We start from the raw sequence: 17,305 nt of genomic DNA, 5'->3' as shown, positions 1-17,305 counted from the left end.
GGCGCCGATATCACCGGGGAGTCGACCATTGCCCGAGCCGGAGGATTCCGCGACGCTGTACGCAGAACTGCTCGACTCGGCCCGTCGGCTGTCGTTCGACCTGCGTGACTGCCAGACCGGTACCGACGACGCCGACCGGTACGGCATGACCCCGGAGTGGTCCCCGCTCTACGGCACCCCGACCTGGATCCGGATGAGCGAACCGGAACGCAGGCGGCTCACCCGGCGCGAAGTCACCCACTTCCTCGGGGTGGCCATCTGGCTCGAGATCGCCCTGCAGATCGTGCTGCTGCGCCGCAACCACAGCGCCGACCCGACCCGGCCCGACGTGAAATTCCTGTTCAACGAATGCGCCGACGAGAACCTGCACTCGCTGATGTTCGTCGGCGCGATCGAGCAACTCGGTGAACGCCACAGCCCCCTCGATCGCGTGATGATCCTGATGGGCTGGGTGTTCCGGACCTTCGCCTGGGAGGAGGTCGCCTACGGCATCGTGCTCGCGGGCGAAGAGGTCTTCGACGTGATGCAGCGCGACTGGTCCATCGACGACCGGGTCGCGCCCGCGGTGCGCCGCAGCTCGCACGTGCACGTGGTCGAGGAGTCGCGGCACATGAGCTTCGCGCGCCAGAAGATGCGCGACCGCCTGCGCGGGGTCTCGCGGGTGCGTCGCTACGTCAGCGCCGTGCTGATCGCCTTCGGCGCGCACATCATCGCCAAGGGCCTGATCAACAAGGGCGTTTACCGCGGGCTCGGGCTGGACTGGCAGGTGGCCAGGACCGAGATCGGCCGCAACGAGCACCACCGGATGATGTTCCGCCGGGCCACCGCGCCGCTGGTGGAATTCCTCGACCGCGAAGGGCTGCTCAACGGTCTCGCCCGGAGCATCTACCGCAAGTCGAACCTCCTGTGAAAGGGACCGCCGACAGTGAGTTTCGTGATTCTCGGACACTGCTGCAAGGACGGGTCCTGTCTGCGGGTCTGTCCGCAGAACTGCATCAGCCCCACGCCCGGTGACCCGGACTTCGCGGCCGCCGAGCAGTTGTCCATCGACCCGAGCGCCTGTATCGGCTGCTCGGCGTGCGTGGACGCCTGCCCGGTGGCGGCGATCAAACCCGAAGCGGCGCTGACCGACACCGAGCGGGTGTACGCCCGGCAGACCGGTGGCTCCCGCGACGAGCTGCCGGGCGCGCGACGCACGGGCAGGCCCGAGATCCCCATCGCTCTGGATGCCGGGCGGGGCCCGCTGCGCATCGCGGTCGTCGGGGCCGGGACGGCGGCCATGTACACCGTCCGCGAACTCCTGCAGCGATCCAGCGTGGTCCGGGTGACGGTGTTCGAGCGTGGTGCGCGGGCGGGTGGACTCCTGCGGACGGCGGTGGCACCGGATCATCGGGGGATCGGGCAGCTGACCCGGTTGTTCGATGTGCCCTTCGCGGAGTCGCGGGTGGAGAGCCGCTTCGGGACCCGTGTCGGCGTCGACGTGACGATCGAGGCCCTGCGCGACCGATTCGACGCGGTGATCCTGGCTTTCGGCGCCACCACCCCGCGCACGGTCGCGGGGGCGGCGATGCCGGATGTCCACCAGGCGATCGACCTGGTGGCCGCCGCCAACGCCGTCGCGCGGGACGGTGGCATCCCGGCCGTCACGGTGACGGGACCGGTGGTGGCGATCGCCGGTGGCGGCAATGTCGCGCTGGATGTGGTGGCGAACATCGCCCAGCGGCGCATCGTCGACCGCTCGGGTGCGCCGATCGCCCGGGTGGTCGTCCTCGCCCGCTCGCCGGTCTCCCGGCCGTCGTTCACCTTCTCGGCGCTGCACGAACTGCGGCAGCTCGACGTCGACATCACCGTCGACACCGGCGGTGCTCGCCTCGGTGCCACGTCGGCTCCCCTCGACCAGTTGCTGACCGAACTCGCGCGACCCGACCGGCGGTCACGGCGGTCGGGGCTGCCGGTGGAGGTGGTCTTCGGGCGCACCGTCACCGGGGTGCGCCCGGGCGCCGGGTGCCTGTGCGTCGAGACCGAGCGCACCGGCTCGGGTGATGCGGGGGCGGGCGCGATGGTCGCGGAAGTGGATGCGACGGCCGACTCGGTTGTTCTGGCGTCGGGATTCACCTGTGAGCCGGTGCCGGGAGTGCCGCTGGGTCCCGACGGCGCCGTGAGCAATCGGGAGGGCAGGGTCGTGGACATCGCGACCGGCGTGCCGATCGCGGGACTCTACGTGGTCGGCTGGGCGAAGCGGGGTGGACGAGGTGGACTCGGCGAGAACCGGCGGTGTGCCGCCCAGACCGTCGACATGATCGCGGCGGACCTCGCCGCAGTGCCGAGTAGCCGGTAGCGGCGATGCCGAGCAGCCGGTAGCGGGGGTGCCGAGTACCCGGTGGTTGCGGCGGTGTCGTGCGGATTCTCGTCATCCGGTGTCAGGACCGGGTGACGAGCAGCGTGGCGGGAAGGCATACCTCGGCGCGGACACCGCCGTATGGGGACTCGTGGAGGCGGACCGACAGGGCGTGCTCGGCGGACAGGTGGGCCACGACGAGTAGGCCGAGGCGGCTGTCTTCGGCGAGGATGTCGACGCCGAAGCGCGGGGGGTTCGCCAGTTCGGCATTGCATTCGGTCAGACGCTCGGGTGACATGCCGATGCCCTGATCGCTGACCTCGACGACCGCGCCCGTTCCGGTGACCCGGCTGGTGACGTCGACACGGGTGGTGGCCGGGGAGAAGGCGGTGGCGTTGTCGACGAGTTCGGCCAGCAGGTGCGCGAGATCGGCCACGACCGCGCCCGGCACCGCCACCTCGGCGGTGCGGCCGATGCGCACCCGCTGGTAGTCGGCGCTCTCCCCGATCGCACTGCGGACCACCTCGCCCAGGGCGACCGGTCTGCTCCACTGCCTGCCCGGACGGACCCCACCCAGGATCAGCAGGTTCTCGGCGTTGCGCCGCTCTCTGGTCGCGAGGTGATCGAGGGCGAACAGGGTGGCCAGCACGTCGGGGTCCTGCTGGTCGCGTTCGGCCTCGTCGAGGATCCGGAGCTGGCTGTGGACGGTGTCCTGGCTGCGCCGGGCCATGTCGACGAAGACGGCCCTGGTGCCCTCGCGCAACCGCAGCTGGGCCACCGCGGCGCCCAGTGCGGCGTCGGCCGCGTGCTCGAAAGCCTTCGCCACCTCGCCGATCTCGTCGCGGCCGACCTGCGGCGCCGACACCGCGTGTGCCGGGCCCGGGTCACCCGCCCCCGCGGCGGCGAGCAGCGCGGGCAGTTCGTGGTCGGCGATGCCGAGCGACCACTCGCGCAGCCGGCCCACCCGCCGGCCGAGCCGGGCCGCCAGCAGCAACGACACCCCCGCGGCGCCGAGGGCGAGCACGGTCGTGGACGCGCCGATCAGCACACCGCGGCGGGTTTCGCGCGCCACCGACTCGTCGATCTCCGCGGCGGTACTGCGGTGCAGCGCGGCGTACGCCCGCATCAGGCCGGTGAGCACCGCGGCCGAGTCGGTGCGCCACTCGTCCACCTCGGCCGGGGCCGACCGGCGGCCGGACGGGTCGGTGGCCAGCGACGTGAGCAGGGCCGATTCCCGCTCACCGAGGGTCCGCCAGGCGTCGCCGGTGAGCACCGTGGTCAGCGCCTCCCGTTCCGCGCCGCGCAGGTCGGCGGCCAGCGCGGAGAGCGTGACGCGGTAGTGCCCCTGGTGGGCGGTGAATTCGGCGGTGCCGAAAGCGGTCCCGCCGGAACCGGCCAGCCCCACCGCGACCGTCACCGACTTGCTCAGTGAGAGCACGCCGTCGATCAGCCTGCGCGACTGCGCCACCCGGGCCGCCGTGTCGGGATCGGGCGCGCGTCGCTGGGCGTCGCGGAAACCGGAGTCGAACAGCGTCAGCGGTGCGCGGAACACCGCGAACGCCTGGGCGGGTGGCAGCGCGCCGGTGTCGATGGCCCGGCGGGCCCGGGCCAGTTTCGGCGCGTAGTCCGCCCAGAACGCCGCGATCGCGGACGAAGGCCGGTGGCGCAGCCGATCCGCGCCGATCAGGGCGGTGAATCCGGCGTCGACGCGGCCACGCGCGGCGGACAGGCCCGCCGGGCCAGGACCGGTGCCCGTGAGTTCCTGCACCGACAGCAACTGCTCGGCCGTCACCGCGACCACCAGTTCGGAGGCGGCGGGCCGGATCAGTTCCAGGTCCTCGCTCCACTGCCGGATCTGCCCGGCGGTACGCAGCTGCCCTGCGCCGACGATCAGGCCGATGACCAGCAATGTCGCGCCGGGAACCAGCGCCAGCGCCGCCAGCTGCGTTCGGACTCTGTGCTTCACCGCGAACATCTGGCCAAGATAGGAGCTCCGATCGCGGGAATCGGCCACTCTGCGCGGTCGTTGTCGAACTCGGTGCGCGATCGGCCGGGACGCTGTGAACCGACCCGAACCGCCGGGGACGCCGTGCCCGGCGGCTGGGTAGTATCGCGGCACCCTGCCGGCAGAAGTGACAGATGGTGTTCAACGACCTCGACCCGGTGACGACGAGCTTCGTCGGACGCGACGCCGATCTCGACGCGGTGCGGCGTCTGGTCGATGACGTCCGGCTCGTGTCGATCACCGGGCCCGGCGGGATGGGCAAGACACGGCTGGCCCGCAGGATCGCGGTGGCCCTCGAACCGGGCTACGACGAGGTCTGCTTCGTCGAACTGGCCGGTCTGCGGCACGCGGCCGAGGTGCCCGCGGCACTCGCGACGGCGCTCGGGCTGCACATCGGTGCCGACGATTCCGCGCTGGACCGGGTGGTGGGACAACTGGCTCCGCGCGCCGTGCTGCTCGTCCTGGACAACGGCGAACACCTGAGCGCGGCCGTCGCCGAGGTCGCGGTCGAGCTGCTGGCCCGCTGTCCACGGGTGCATCTGTTGGTCACCAGCCGGGGATCGCTGCGGGTGCCGGGGGAACAGGTCTACCGGATTCCGCCGCTGACCGTCCCGGGGCCCGACATCGCCGACCCCGCGAGACTGCGCGACTGTCCCGCGGTGGCGTTGCTGGCCGATCGGGCGCGCGCGGTCCGGGCGGACTTCCGTGTCACCGACGACAACGCCGCCGATATCGCGCGGCTGTGCCGGCTGCTCGACGGGGTCCCGCTGGCGATCGAGCTGGCCGCCGCCCAGTTGCGTTCCCTGTCGGCCCGCCAGATCCTGGACCGCTGGAGCGGCTGGCTCGCGCTGCCCGGTGCCTGGTCCCACGGTGTCCCCGACCGGCAGCGCACCGTCCGCGCGACGGTGGAATGGAGCTACCGGCTGTGTACCGCCGACGAGCGGGCAGTGTGGACGCGGCTGTCGATCTTCCGGGACTGGTTCGAGCTCGAGGCCGCCGAATACCTCTGCGCCGGAGCCGATGTCGCGACACCGATGCACGAGGTCGTCGACTCGCTGGTGGACACCTGCGTGCTGGAGCGCCGTGGTGAGGACGTCGCGCACTTCCGGCTCCCGCGGTCGATGCGGGAACTGGGCCGTGAACACCTGCGCGCGGCCGGGCTGGAGGAACAGCTCGCCCGTCGTCATCGCGACTGGTTCCGCGAGCTGGTGCTGCTGGCGGATCGCGAATTCCTCGGCCACCGCCAGCACGAGCTGGTCATCCGGCTGCGCACCGCGCAGCCGGATCTGCGGCGCGCGCTGGAGTGGTCGGTGGACACCCCGGGCGAGGCGGACGCGGCCGTGCAGATGGTGGCCTGCGTCGACGAGTTCTGGACGATGACCGGCGCCAACCGCGAGGTCCGCACGTGGCTGCATCGCGCGCTGGCCGCCGCGCCGGACAGCCCCTACGCCTCGCGCGGCCGGGTGGTGGCGGCACTGCACTCGCTGGCGATCTCGGACCGCGCGGCCGCCGAGCGCGATCTCGAACTGGCCGCCGCGGCCGCCGATCCCGGCGATCCGGTCGCCGCGGCCCGGATCACGGCCGTCCACGCGCTCGCGGCCAAAGTCGACCTGGACAACCGGCGCGCGGCCGAACTCGCCGAGCGGGCGGTGGCGGTGTTGCGCGCGCACGGCCACGAGCGCGAAGCCCTGGGCGCGTGGAACATCGCGGTGCTGGCGACCGCGGCCGACGACCCGGACGGGCGGCTGGCCGAACTGCGGGCGGCGGTCGCGCGGTGCGCCGAGCGCGGGGACTTCCACTACGCGTGTGTGCTGCGGTTCTCGATCAGCCTCATCGAGGTCATGCGCGGCAACCCCGACGCGGCCGCCGACGCCGCCGGCGCGGCCCTGCGGCACTCCCACCGGTGGGAGAGCCGCTACGGCGACGCCTATCACATCGAATCGCTGGCCTGGGTGGCCGCGGCGCGGGCGCGCCACCACCGGGCGGCGACGCTGTTCGGGATCGCCGCGGCGGCCTGGGACAAGCTCGGCGCGCACGCCGCGGTCGTCCTGGTCCGGCCGCACACGCGGTACCGGACCGCGACCGAGGACGCGCTCGGCGCGCCCGCCTTCGCTCGCGCCCATCGCGCGGGCTACACGATGCCGCTGTCCGAGGCGATCGAGTTCGCGCTCGCCGAAGCCGAACCGCCCGAACCCGTGCCGCTGACTCCCCGCGAGCTCGAGGTGGCGGCACTGGTCGCCGCGGGTCTCACCAACCGCGAGATCGCCGCCGAGCTGGTGATCGCGACGCGCACCGCCGACACCCACCTGCGCAACATCCTGGCCAAGCTCGGCATCGCCAATCGCACCCGGCTCGCGACCTGGATGCTGGCCCGCACCCCCGACCGGGCTTCGGGCGAGGCGAATACGTAGTTCTGCCGATTGCCGGTACGCACGATCGCCGGGCACGCTCGATCCCACATCCGTCCGGACGAGGGGACAACCGATGGGGTACAGCAGAACCGGTGTCGCGCAGGCGGTACCCGGCCCGTGCGCCCCTGCCGCGGAACTGCGGCAGGCTCTGGTGGCGGAGCTCCGGGAGACCGGGGCGATCGGGCCGGGTGACCGGCACCTGGCGACGATCACGCGGGTGTGCCTGGCGGTGGTCGACGGGCTGAATGCCGGTGCGGCGGTCGCGCCGACGATCGGCGAGCTCGACCGGTACGCCGCGCAGTGGGCGCGCGACCAGGTTCCCGTCGACACCGTCCTGGCCCTCGTGCACCGGGGAGTGGGCGTCGCGTTGCGCCCGCTGCCCGGCCAGACGATCGACGCGGCCGCTCTCACAACCGCGCTCGGTGCGGTGTCGGCCGCGATCTCGGGAAGCTACGCACGCTGTCTCGTGGCGACCGGTGGCACGTTCGTCGCGGCCGAGGAGGCGCTCGCGCGCAAGCTGCTCGCCGGCGCCGACGCCGCGCAGACCGCCCGGGGATACGGTGTGGAGCCTGCCGAGCAGTACTGGGTGCTCGCCCTCGGTATCGACGCCGCGGACGCGCACGCGGCGTCGGGGATCGACCGCCGGGTGCGCGAGCACCGGATGGTGGCGCGCGTCCGGGCCGAACTCGCCGCGGTGGGCAGCGGCCGCGCGCTGTCGGTGTTGTCGGCGACCGGTGGCACCGCGCTGCTGCCGTGGCCGCAGACGAGATCCGGTGACCTGGAGGCGATCACGAACGCGCTGACCCGCGCCGCGCAGACACCGGTCCTCGGCGCGGTGACCCGCGCCGGGCCCACGGAAATCGCCGAGGCCGGACGGCAGGCCCACGAGCTGCTGGCCCTGCTGCGGCGGCGCGGAGTCGGCGGCGGGGTCCACCGGTTCGAGGATCACGCGCTCGAATGCCAGATCGCCCGGCCCGGTCCCGCCCGCGACCTGCTGGCCGCGGTGCTGCGGCCGCTGGCCGATCATCCCGAGCTGTTTCACACGCTGCGCTGCTATGTCGACTGCGAGATGAGCAGGCGGCGCACGGCCGACGCGCTGCGGCTGCACATCAACACCGTCGACTACCGGCTGCGCCGGATCGCGGCGCTGACCGGTTACGACCTCACCGACAGCCACGACGTCTGGTACGTGCGTTCGGCCCTCGTCGTCACCGAACCGCCCGCGGCCACCGCCTGATCAGCGGAAACCCGACGCGCGCACCGCGGCGACGACCACCTCGGCGACACCGCGCATGCCCTCGACGGTCGGGTGATACGGCACCAGGGTCTGATCCGCGACGACCGGCTCGAACCATCGGACACCCGGCGGCGCGCACATGTCGTGCCCGCGCGCGGCCGCCACGGTGTCGACGTAGGTGGCGCCCGCGGCGCGCGCCTGCGCCGCCACCACACCGTTGAGGCGATCGAACGCGGCCTGGATCCGGGCCGCGCCCGCGGTGTCGAGCCCGAGCATCGCCGCGCAGGTGCGTCCGTCGGTGTAGCTCGGCCAGCCGTCGACGAAGATCGCGGCCCCGGGTGCCAGGGCGGTGATCTGCCGCAGTGCGGCCGCGTAGTCGCCTGCGATGGCGTCGATCTCGGCGTCCCAAGCCGGGTCGGCGCAGTCCCGCCCTGCCACGGTGCCGAGGTGACAGGCGACCACGTGCCGGGTGAAGTTCGCGTCGTTGGCGCCGATGTGCAGGGTCACCAGGCGGGTGGCCGGACCCAGCGCCTCGAACTGCGGTGCGATCCCCGCGCCCTGGGCGCTGGTCAGGTGGGTGATCCTGGCCGAACTGCAGGTGCGGTCGTCGAGCCGCAGTCCCAGTTGCTCGGCGACCGTGGCCGGGGTGTTCACCGTCGAGCGCGCGCACAGCGGCGGCGCGGTGAGGTCGAGGTGCTGCACGCCGGTGGTGGCGGCCCCCGAATCGCCGAGCGCGACATACTCCGCACCCGGGGGCGCCGCGACGGCGACCGGGTGCGCCGTCAGCGCCGTCGCCACGAGTCCGCAGCCCATCCCGGCGGCCGCCCGTGCCCACCGGGAAACCCGGCCATGATCGCGCATCACTGTCCTCGTTTCCTGCTCTGTCGTGCGTCGTGATCGTGCCGCGTCCCGACCGGCCACGCTATCGCCGGGGCGGATTGTCCGGGCCGGAATCCCACGGTTCGGCGGTCCGGGCTGTGTGGGTTCACACCTGTCTCGCCGGCTGGTCGTAGAGCCATTCCCGGGCCAGCGCATGCCAGTTGGCGGTCGGCTCGATCTGGCCGAGCGCGGTCAGGGTGAACAGTTCGGCACGGCGGGAGAAGACGTGCTCCGACGGCAGGATCAGCCGCCGGACCTCGCGGTGCTCGCCGGCCCGGGGGTCGGTCGCCAGCACCACGGCGCTGGTGGCGATCTCGGGGGTGATGGTGAGCTCGTCGTCGAACAGGTGCCAGCCGCTGGCCGCCCAGACGTACTCCAGGCAGTCCTCGGCCGTGACGGGGGAGTCCGGGCCGAGGATCCCGCGCTCGGTCCAGATCCGGTGGATCTCCTCGGGCCGGTGCTGCGCCGCGGCGCGCAGCACCTGGCGTTCGGTCTCCAGCGCCGCGGGCTCGATCGTGCGGTAGAGCCCGAAGTCGACGAAACCGACCCGGCCGTCGTCGGCGAGCAGGATGTTGCCGGGGTGCGGATCGGCGCAGTACTCCCCGTCCCGGAACATGCCGGTGATGTAGAAGCGGTACACCAATTCGCCGATCCGGGCGCGGTCGGCCTCGGGCAGCTGCCGGATGTGCTGGAAGGACACGCCTTCGACGAACTCGGTGACCAGCACGTTGTCGGTGCACAGCGACGCGATCGTGTCCGGCACCACGATCGACGGATGACCGCGGTACCTGCTCGCCACGCGCCGCTGGTTGGCGGCCTCGCGCCGGTAGTCGAGCTCGGCGGTGATGGAATCGCAGACCTCCTGCAGGACATCGCTGTCACCGGCGGAGGGCAGGAAGGTCTTCCACAGGCGGCGCAGGAACTGCAGGTTGCCCAGGTCGGCCTGGATCGCGCGGTCCACGCCCGGGTACTTGACCTTCACCGCGACCACGCGGCCGTCGTGCAGTCGCGCGCGATACACCTGCCCGATCGAGGCCGCCGCGACCGGGACGTCGTCGAACTCGGCGAACACCTCGCGGATCGGACCCAGATCGCCCTCGACGACCGCGCGCATCTCGGCGAACGGGTGTCGCGGTGCGCGGTCGCACAATTCGGCGAGCTTGGTCCGGAACATCTCGCGATGCTCTTCGGGGATCAGATCCAGATCCAGCACCGAGGCCATCTGGCCCAGCTTCATCGCCGCGCCCTTCATACTGCCGAGCACGGTCACGATCTGCTGGGCGGCCTGCAGCGAGGACCGGCGCCGCAGGGTGGCGCGGGCCTGCTCGGTGCGTCCGACCATCGCCAGCCGCGTTCCGACCCCGCGGGCGACCTGGCCCGCGGCCAGGCGGCCGATCCGGGTCCCGCGGATGATCCTGCCGCCGGGCAGGTCCTTGTCGGCCATCCCATCCTCCGTGTCCTTAGTGACTCAGTGTGCAGACACCGAATTCTTCGGCCACGGATGGTCGCCGGTCACCACTACGCCCTCGACTTCGTGTGACATCACAAATCCTCCCCGCCGATCACAACCCCGCGGCCCGGTGACGGTGATACCGCGCAGAGTCGGCCGCCGTCGCCCTGGCCACGCCCGCGTTCGCGGTACCGTCTCGACCGCCGGGGACGTCGACGGGTGAGGACGGTATGACACAGGGACTGACGCTGATCGCGATCGCGGCCGCGGCACTGGCCGTGACGACGGGATGCTCGTCCGAGCAGGCACCCGCGCCGAGCGCGTTGTTCGATCCGTGCACGACGGTGACCGACGACGCGCTCACCCGGGCCGGAGCCGACCCGGCCACGCGCAAGCCGATCGGCGGCGCGGACGGGTGGCGGGCCTGCGAATGGCAGCTGGGCACCGCGCAGCTGCGGGTGTACTCGACCTCGCGCAGGCCCGCCGAATTCGATGCCGCCGGTGCGGTGCTCACCGAGCTGACGGTGGCGGGCCGGACCGGACGCAGGCTCGCCGACCCCGGCGCGCTGACCTCGGCGTGCGATGTGCTGTTCGACGCCGACCAGGGCGTCATCCGCATGATCGTGGTGAATCGCGCGGATGTGCCCGAGGCCGGCGACGCCTGCGTGACGCTGAGTCGCGCCGGTGCGGAGATCGTCCCGCTGTTCCCGGCCTGAGCCGGGAACAGCGGGCGTCGAACGCCGGTGCCGCGGTGACTCAGTCGGCGTTGCGGTGGGTGGTGTCGCGCACCGTGCCGACGAACTCCTCGACCAGGTCCTCGAGTGCGACCACACCGACCGTGTTGCCCCGGCTGTCGACCACCCGGCCGAGGTGACTGCTGGTGCGGCGCAACCGCGCCAGCGCCTCGTAGAGGGTGGTGCCCGCGCTCACCGTGGGCAGTGGCCGGATGTCGGTGCGCGGGATGACCGTCTCGGGTCCGGCGGTGTCGTCGGCGACCTTGTCGAGCACGTCCTTGACGTGCAGGTAGCCCACCAGCGAACCGTCCGCCGCGCGCACCGGGTACCGGGAGAACCCGGTCTCGGCCACGGCCGCCTCGATGTCACCGAGGGTGGTGCCGTTGCCGCGCAACGGCACCGAACGCGCCTGGGCCAGCGGCACCATCACATCGCCGACGATCCGGTCGGAGGTGCCCAGCGCCTGGGTGAGCCTGCGGTGCTCCTCCTCGTCGAGCAGTCCCTCGGAGCGGGACTCGCCGATCATCTCGGCCAGTTCCACCGTCGACACCGTGGCGTCGAGTTCGTCCTTGGGCTCGATGCGCAGCATCCGCAGCGTCAGGTTCGCCGCCAGGTTGTACAGGGCGATGAGCGGGCGCGCGATGCGCAGCCAGACCAGGTGGATCGGCACCAGCAGCAGCGCGGTGCGTTCCGGTCCGGCCAGGGCGATGTTCTTCGGGACCATCTCGCCCAGCAGGATGTGCAGGATCACCACGATGGTCAGCGCGATCGCGAAGGCCACCGGGTGCAGCAGCTGATCGGGCAGGCCGAGCAGCTCGAACGGGCGCTCGATGAGATGCGCGATCGCGGGTTCGCCGACCCGGCCGAGCAGGATCGAGCAGATGGTGATGCCCAGCTGGGCCGCGGCGAGCATGATCGAGAGGTTCTCGCCCGCCTCGATCACGGTCTGCGCCTTCTTCTTGCCCTGGGCGACCAGGGCCTCGAGCCGGTCGCGGCGCGCGGAGATGAGGGCGAACTCGGCGGCCACGAAGAAGGCGTTGCACGCCAGCAGCACCACCGTCAGGACGATTCCGAACAGATCACCCATGATTGTGCTCCCGTGCCGCCAGGTGTGCCGCGTCGACGGGGATCAACCGCACCCGGTCGATGCGCCGTCCGTCCATCCGTTCCACCCGCGCGACCCAGCCGCCGCCGGTGCCGCGCGAGGCGGGCAGCACCACATCGTCACCGGTGGCGGGGATCCGGCCGAGCTGGGTCAGGACCAGCCCGCCGAGGGTGTCGTATTCGCCTTCGGGGGCGTCGTAGCCGGTCGCGCGCGACACCTCGTCGATGCGCAGCAGACCCGAGCAGTCCCAGCCGTCGGAGACGCGACGCACGTCGCGTTCCTCCTCGTCGTGCTCGTCGCGCACGTCGCCGAGGATCTCCTCGATGACGTCCTCCATGGTCACCATGCCCGCGGTGCCGCCGTACTCGTCGACCACGAGGGCGACCTGCATGCCGTCGGCGCGGACCCGTTCCATCACCTCGTCGCCGTCGAGGCTGGCGGGCACGATCGGCACCGCGACGGCCAGCCTGCTCAGCGGGATCTGCTTGCGCAGGTGCGCCGGGTGCAGGAACGCCTGTTTGACGTGCACCACGCCCAGGGTGTTGTCCAGATCGCCGTCGATGACGGGGAACCGGGAGTACCCGGTGCGCGCGGAGGCGGCGATGAGATCGGCGACGGTGTCGTCGCGATCCAGCGACTCCACCTTCACGCGCGGGGTCATCAGGTCCTCGGCGCTGCGCTCGCCGAACTCGAGCGAGCGGTCCATCACCTGCGCGGTGCGCTGGTCCATGGCGCCGCGCTGGGCCGAGGTACGCACCAGCGAGCCGAGTTCCTGCGGGGAGCGCGCCGAGCGCAGTTCCTCGGCGGGCTCGATGCCGAGCCTGCGCACGATCCAGTTGGCGGCGCCGTTGAGGAAGCGGATCAGCCACTTGAACAGGGCGGAGAAGCCGATCATCGGACCCGAGGTGAGCCGGGCGGTCGCCATCGGCTTGGCGATGGCGATGTTCTTGGGCACCAGCTCGCCGTAGATCATCGACAGCGAGGTGGCCAGCACCAGGGCCAGCACCAGGGCGACACCGTGCGCGGCGTTCTCGCCGAGCCCGGTCAGGGCCAGCAGCGGATCGAGCAGCCGGGCCAGTACCGGTTCGGCGATGAAGCCGGTGATCAGGGTGGTGATGGTGATGCCGAGCTGCGCGCCGGAGAGCTGGAACGACAGCGAATTGTGCGCCTGCTTCACCAGCCGGGAGCGGGTGTCACCCTCGCGGGCAGCGGCCTCGACGGTGCTGCGTTCCAGCGCGGTGAGCGAGAATTCGGCCGCGACGAACAGCGCGGTACCTACGGTGAGGGCGACGAAACCGAGGAGGCTGAGCACGGTCAGCACGATGGTCATCGGCGGCACCACCCGGGTGCCGGGAGAACGGACGAGCGAACGGACGCTGCGGAAAGGAGGACGCCGGGTTTGTCACCCGGCTCCGTAGAGGAGCCCTCCTGTGTGGCGCCCTTGGACGCGGGTGACAACTGGATCCTTTCGGGGTGGGGAAAGAGCGGTGCCGAGATCGGCACTGCCAATAGTAGTGGGTCCCCACCGATGATGTGTCAGCGGCGCGGGGCGGCGGTCACCGCCCGGCCAGCAGGGCCCGCGTCCGCGCCGCGAGCAGCCGGGCCGCGGCGGGGTCGAAATCGGGGCCGTCGACCGCGAGGCGACGCCCTTCGACCAGGGCGGTGAGCGGCTCGCGCGGTGGTGCGTCGAGGACCTCGATGATCGGCCGCGCGGCGCAGGCCACCGGTTTCGCCGTGCGGGCCATCTCGGTGACCATCGCCCGGGTGGGCGCGTCGTAGGCGCCGGTGTGCGCGGTCGCGGTGACGCCCGGATGGACCAGGACATAGCGTGTGCGTCCGGCCCGGTACTCCTCGGCGAAGGCGACGCCGAGCAGGTCGTTGAGCTTGCCGTTGTGCCCGAGCGCCGTGCCACCGTGATAGTCGCGGGTCAGCTGGAGGTCGTCGAGCCGGGCCGCCGCCAGCGGTGCGCCGGGCCCCGCGACATTGACGATCACCGGGTCGGCGGTCCGCTCGAGCGCGTCGCGCAGTCCGTGGCCGAACAGGAACCGGCTCAGGTAGAAGTGCGCGAAGGTGGCCTCGAACCCGTCGGTGGTGAGGGTGCGGTGCGACCGGTAGAAGCGCGCGCACAGGACCAGCGCGTCGATGCGCGGGTGGCTCGCCAGGAGTTCGGCGAGGACGGCGCGATTGCGCGCGATCGAGTCCAGATCGGCGCGCAGGAACGTGCCGCGCTCGCCCGCGGCCGCGCGGAACGCCGCGCCCTTGGCCGGATCGCGGCCGACGACCACCACCCGGTCGCCGCGCGCGAGGTAGTGGTCGGCGAGATGGCGGCCGATGCCGTCGGTGCCGCCGGTGATGACCAGGGTGCGCATGTCAGAGCGGTCCACGGCCGGTGGCGACCAGACCGGCGACCGGGCGCACGTCGCGGTGGGAGATCAGCCACCGGCCCTCGTGTTCGGTGAACTCGTCACGGACCAGGCCGATGGTGGTCCAGTCGGCGGGACGGCCGACGTCGACGCTGGTCGACCAGTGCCAGACCGTCGCGTAGGCCGTGAGCAGCGGGCGGCCGTCGGTCCAGTCGATCCAGTGCTGCCCGATCACGTGGGCGACCAGGCTGCGCCGCGCGCGCGGCACCCGGCACATGTGCGCGGTGAAGGCCGCGCCGCCGTGGAAGCGCTGGACCGGGCCGGGCATGATCCGGTATTCGATGAGGGCGTCGGGGGTGAAGCATTCGGTGAAGCGCTCGTGCTCGCCGGTGTCGGCGATGCGGAAGAACTCGTGGAAGGTGCGCAGGATCGCGCGCTCGGCGTCGAGGGTGGCGAGCAGGTCGGTGGAGGTGGTCATCGTTCCTCGTCGGGGGTGCGGTAGGCGGCCAGGAAGGTGTCGACCGCGGCGGTGGTGACCGCGCGCAGGTCGGCCGGGGGGACCGGGCGGGTGCCCAGCCGGGAGCGGCCTTCCAGCGGGCCGGTGATCAGGACCAGGAAGTGTTCGGCGGCGCGGGCCGGGTCGGCGATGCGCACGCGGCCCGCCAGGGCCAGCCGGGCGAAGCGGTCGGCCAGGGCGTCGCCCAGGCGGTCGGCGGTGCGGCTGAGCACCTTGTCGATCAGGTCGGGGGACTGGGCGACCTGGCTGTAGGTGAGCCAGCGCAGCGCGCGGGAACGCTCGTCGCAACAGCCCTCGGCCAGGCGGTAGGCCAGGTCGGCCAGTGCCGTGGGGAGCGGGGGATGCGGGTCGCGCAGGCGGTCGACCAGAGCCAGGTTGGTGGCCAGCACGGCATCGGCGGCGGCCGTCAGCGCGTGCCGGAACAGGGTGTCCTTGTCGGTGAAGTGGTTGTAGACCGTCGGCTTGGCGACGCCGGCCACCTCGGCGATCTCCTGCACACACGCCCGCGCGTAGCCGCGACGGGCGAAGACGGTGAAGGCCGCGTCGAGAATCGCCTGCCGCTTGTCGACGCGTCCGCGCTCGGTGATCGTTGCCGCCATGCCTGAACAGTAGGCCCGTTCCGCCCCCGGATTGAACCCGCGAGTTCAGAATTCTGAACTACTCGGTTTCGATCACGGTGATCGGACGGCGACGGCGGAGAATTTCCGGAAACGACAGCGGCCGACCGGAACCCGGGTTCCGATCGGCCGCCGCGCAGAGACGATCACCAGCCGCTGGGCAGCGGCCTCCCCTCGGCGAAACCGGCGGCGGACTGCACGCCGAGCACCGCGCGCTCGTGGAATTCCGGCAGCGAGCGGGCACCGGCATAGGTGCAGGCGCTGCGGACACCGGAGGTGATGTGGTCGATGAGGTCCTCGACGCCGGGACGCTCGGGGTCCAGACGCATACGCGAGCTGGAGATTCCCTCCTCGAACAGCGCCTTGCGGGCCCGGTCGAAGCCGCTGTCGGCGGCGGTGCGCGCGGCCACGGCCCGCTTGGAGGCCATGCCGAAGCTCTCCTTGTAGGCATTGCCGTCGCGGTCGACACGCAGGTCACCGGGCGACTCGTAGGTGCCGGCGAACCAGGACCCGATCATCACGTTCGACGCGCCCGCCGCCAGCGCCAGGGCGACGTCACGCGGGTGCCGCACACCGCCGTCGGCCCACACGTGCACGCCGAGTTCCTGTGCCGCCGCGGCACATTCGGCCACCGCGGAGAACTGCGGGCGCCCCACACCGGTCATCATCCTGGTGGTGCACATGGCACCGGGGCCGACCCCGACCTTGACGATGGTCGCGCCCGCCGCGGCCAGATCGCGGGTGCCCTCGGCGGAGACCACATTGCCCGCCGCCAGCGGCAGTCCGAGGCCCAGATCGGCCACGGCGCGCAGGGATTCGAGCATCTTGGTCTGATGGCCGTGCGCGGTGTCGATGACCAGCACGTCGGCACCCGCCTCCGCGAGGGCCTGCGCCTTGGCGGCCACGTCACCGTTGATGCCGACGGCGGCGGCCACCCGCAGCTGACCGGCGGCATCGACCGCCGGGGTGTAGATCCCGGCGCGGATGGCACCGGTGCGGGTCATCACCCCGGCCAGCGTGCCGTCGGGGTGGGTGAGCACGGCCAGCTGGGCGTGCGCCTCGGCGAGCCGGTCGAAGATCTCGCGCGGTGACAGGTCGACCGGCGCGGAGACGAAATCGGTGGCCGCGACCTCGCGCAGCCGTGCGAAGCGGTCCACATCGGCGCAGGCGGCCTCGGTGACCACCCCGACGGGCTTGCCGTCCTCGACCACCACCACCGCGCCGTGCGCGCGCTTGTGCATCAGCGCCACCGCGTCGGACACCGCGCTGTCGGGGTCCAGGGTGACGGGGGTGTCGGCGGTGAGCGAGCGGCTCTTGACGAACGCGATGGTCTCGGCGGCCGCGGGGATGGGCAGGTCCTGCGGTAGCACCACGAGGCCACCGCGGCGGGCCACGGTCTCGGCCATCCGCTTGCCCGCGACCGCGGTCATGTTCGCGACCACGAGGGGGATGGTGGTGCCGGTGCCGTCGACGGTGGCCAGGTCCACGTCGAACCGGGACGCGATGTCGGTCCGGTTCGGGACCAGGAACAGGTCGTCGTAGGTGAGGTCGTACGGCGGCTGGGGTCCCGGAAGAAATCGCACTCGTTCGATGATAGCTGTGTGCGGCGAGGTGTGGGCGGTACCGCACCCGGCGGTGTCCGGCGGCCG

General features: G+C 72.1%; 14 protein-coding genes. 5 read left to right on the top strand and 9 right to left on the bottom strand.

Going from position 1 to position 17,305, the window contains the following annotated elements; genetic code table 11:
- Window positions 1-28: 28 nt before the first annotated feature.
- Together ACFC06_RS06425 and ACFC06_RS06420 are read left to right on the top strand one after the other, a co-directional pair.
- Entirely contained in the window at window positions 29-910 is an 882-nt protein-coding gene (locus ACFC06_RS06425; RefSeq protein ID WP_375928484.1) for a diiron oxygenase, read from the top strand.
- A gap of 24 nt (window positions 911-934) precedes the next feature.
- Window positions 935-2,338: a 4Fe-4S binding protein gene (locus tag ACFC06_RS06420; RefSeq protein ID WP_375928483.1), complete on the top strand. Its 1,404-nt coding sequence runs from the start codon at window positions 935-937 to the stop codon at window positions 2,336-2,338.
- Between the two features lie 82 nt (window positions 2,339-2,420).
- On the opposite strand, the gene ACFC06_RS06415 is transcribed toward ACFC06_RS06420, so the two are convergent.
- Entirely contained in the window at window positions 2,421-4,313 is a 1,893-nt protein-coding gene (locus ACFC06_RS06415) for an ATP-binding protein (RefSeq protein WP_375928481.1), read from the bottom strand.
- Between the two features lie 164 nt (window positions 4,314-4,477).
- Here ACFC06_RS06415 and ACFC06_RS06410 point away from each other — a divergent pair, with 164 nt between their 5' ends.
- Entirely contained in the window at window positions 4,478-6,754 is a 2,277-nt protein-coding gene (locus tag ACFC06_RS06410; RefSeq protein ID WP_375928479.1) for a LuxR C-terminal-related transcriptional regulator, read from the top strand.
- 73 nt (window positions 6,755-6,827) lie between these two features.
- Window positions 6,828-7,991, top strand: coding sequence for a PucR family transcriptional regulator (locus ACFC06_RS06405; protein ID WP_375928477.1), 1,164 nt, complete (start codon window positions 6,828-6,830; stop codon window positions 7,989-7,991).
- Here ACFC06_RS06405 and ACFC06_RS06400 read toward each other — a convergent pair whose 3' ends face one another.
- The gene (locus ACFC06_RS06400; RefSeq protein ID WP_375928475.1) at window positions 7,992-8,852 is read right to left on the bottom strand and encodes an SGNH/GDSL hydrolase family protein; all 861 of its coding nucleotides are present in this window, start codon (window positions 8,850-8,852) and stop codon (window positions 7,992-7,994) included.
- A 124-nt stretch (window positions 8,853-8,976) separates the two neighbouring features.
- Complete coding sequence (locus tag ACFC06_RS06395; RefSeq protein WP_375928473.1) at window positions 8,977-10,314, bottom strand: ABC1 kinase family protein; 1,338 nt, start codon at window positions 10,312-10,314, stop codon at window positions 8,977-8,979.
- Between the two features lie 236 nt (window positions 10,315-10,550).
- Here ACFC06_RS06395 and ACFC06_RS06390 point away from each other — a divergent pair, with 236 nt between their 5' ends.
- Entirely contained in the window at window positions 10,551-11,036 is a 486-nt protein-coding gene (locus tag ACFC06_RS06390) for a DUF3558 family protein (RefSeq protein ID WP_375928471.1), read from the top strand.
- Between the two features lie 40 nt (window positions 11,037-11,076).
- Here ACFC06_RS06390 and ACFC06_RS06385 read toward each other — a convergent pair whose 3' ends face one another.
- The 6 genes from ACFC06_RS06385 to ACFC06_RS06360 form a co-directional block, all read right to left on the bottom strand.
- Window positions 11,077-12,141: a hemolysin family protein gene (locus ACFC06_RS06385; protein WP_375928469.1), complete on the bottom strand. Its 1,065-nt coding sequence runs from the start codon at window positions 12,139-12,141 to the stop codon at window positions 11,077-11,079.
- Window positions 12,134-13,489: a hemolysin family protein gene (locus ACFC06_RS06380; RefSeq protein WP_375928467.1), complete on the bottom strand. Its 1,356-nt coding sequence runs from the start codon at window positions 13,487-13,489 to the stop codon at window positions 12,134-12,136. The genes ACFC06_RS06385 and ACFC06_RS06380 overlap by 8 nt, the downstream gene beginning before the upstream one ends.
- Before the next feature lie 226 nt (window positions 13,490-13,715).
- Window positions 13,716-14,528 carry an SDR family NAD(P)-dependent oxidoreductase gene (locus tag ACFC06_RS06375; RefSeq protein ID WP_375928465.1) on the bottom strand — a complete coding sequence of 271 codons (813 nt, stop codon included), beginning with the start codon at window positions 14,526-14,528 and terminating at the stop codon, window positions 13,716-13,718.
- 1 nt (window position 14,529) lies between these two features.
- The gene (locus ACFC06_RS06370) at window positions 14,530-15,000 is read right to left on the bottom strand and encodes a nuclear transport factor 2 family protein (RefSeq protein WP_375928463.1); all 471 of its coding nucleotides are present in this window, start codon (window positions 14,998-15,000) and stop codon (window positions 14,530-14,532) included.
- Entirely contained in the window at window positions 14,997-15,638 is a 642-nt protein-coding gene (locus ACFC06_RS06365) for a TetR/AcrR family transcriptional regulator (protein WP_375928461.1), read from the bottom strand. Before ACFC06_RS06365 ends, ACFC06_RS06370 begins: the two co-directional genes overlap by 4 nt.
- A gap of 164 nt (window positions 15,639-15,802) precedes the next feature.
- Window positions 15,803-17,239, bottom strand: a complete 1,437-nt coding sequence (locus ACFC06_RS06360; protein WP_375928459.1) for a GuaB1 family IMP dehydrogenase-related protein — start codon at window positions 17,237-17,239, stop codon at window positions 15,803-15,805.
- Window positions 17,240-17,305 lie beyond the last annotated feature (66 nt).

The sequence above is a fragment of the Nocardia sp. NPDC056064 genome, assembly GCF_042266925.1.
In the GTDB taxonomy this organism is placed as follows: Bacteria; Actinomycetota; Actinomycetes; order Mycobacteriales; family Mycobacteriaceae; genus Nocardia.
Note: the sequence above shows the minus strand (reverse complement) of the source record. Positions and strands in the feature narration are given on the sequence as shown.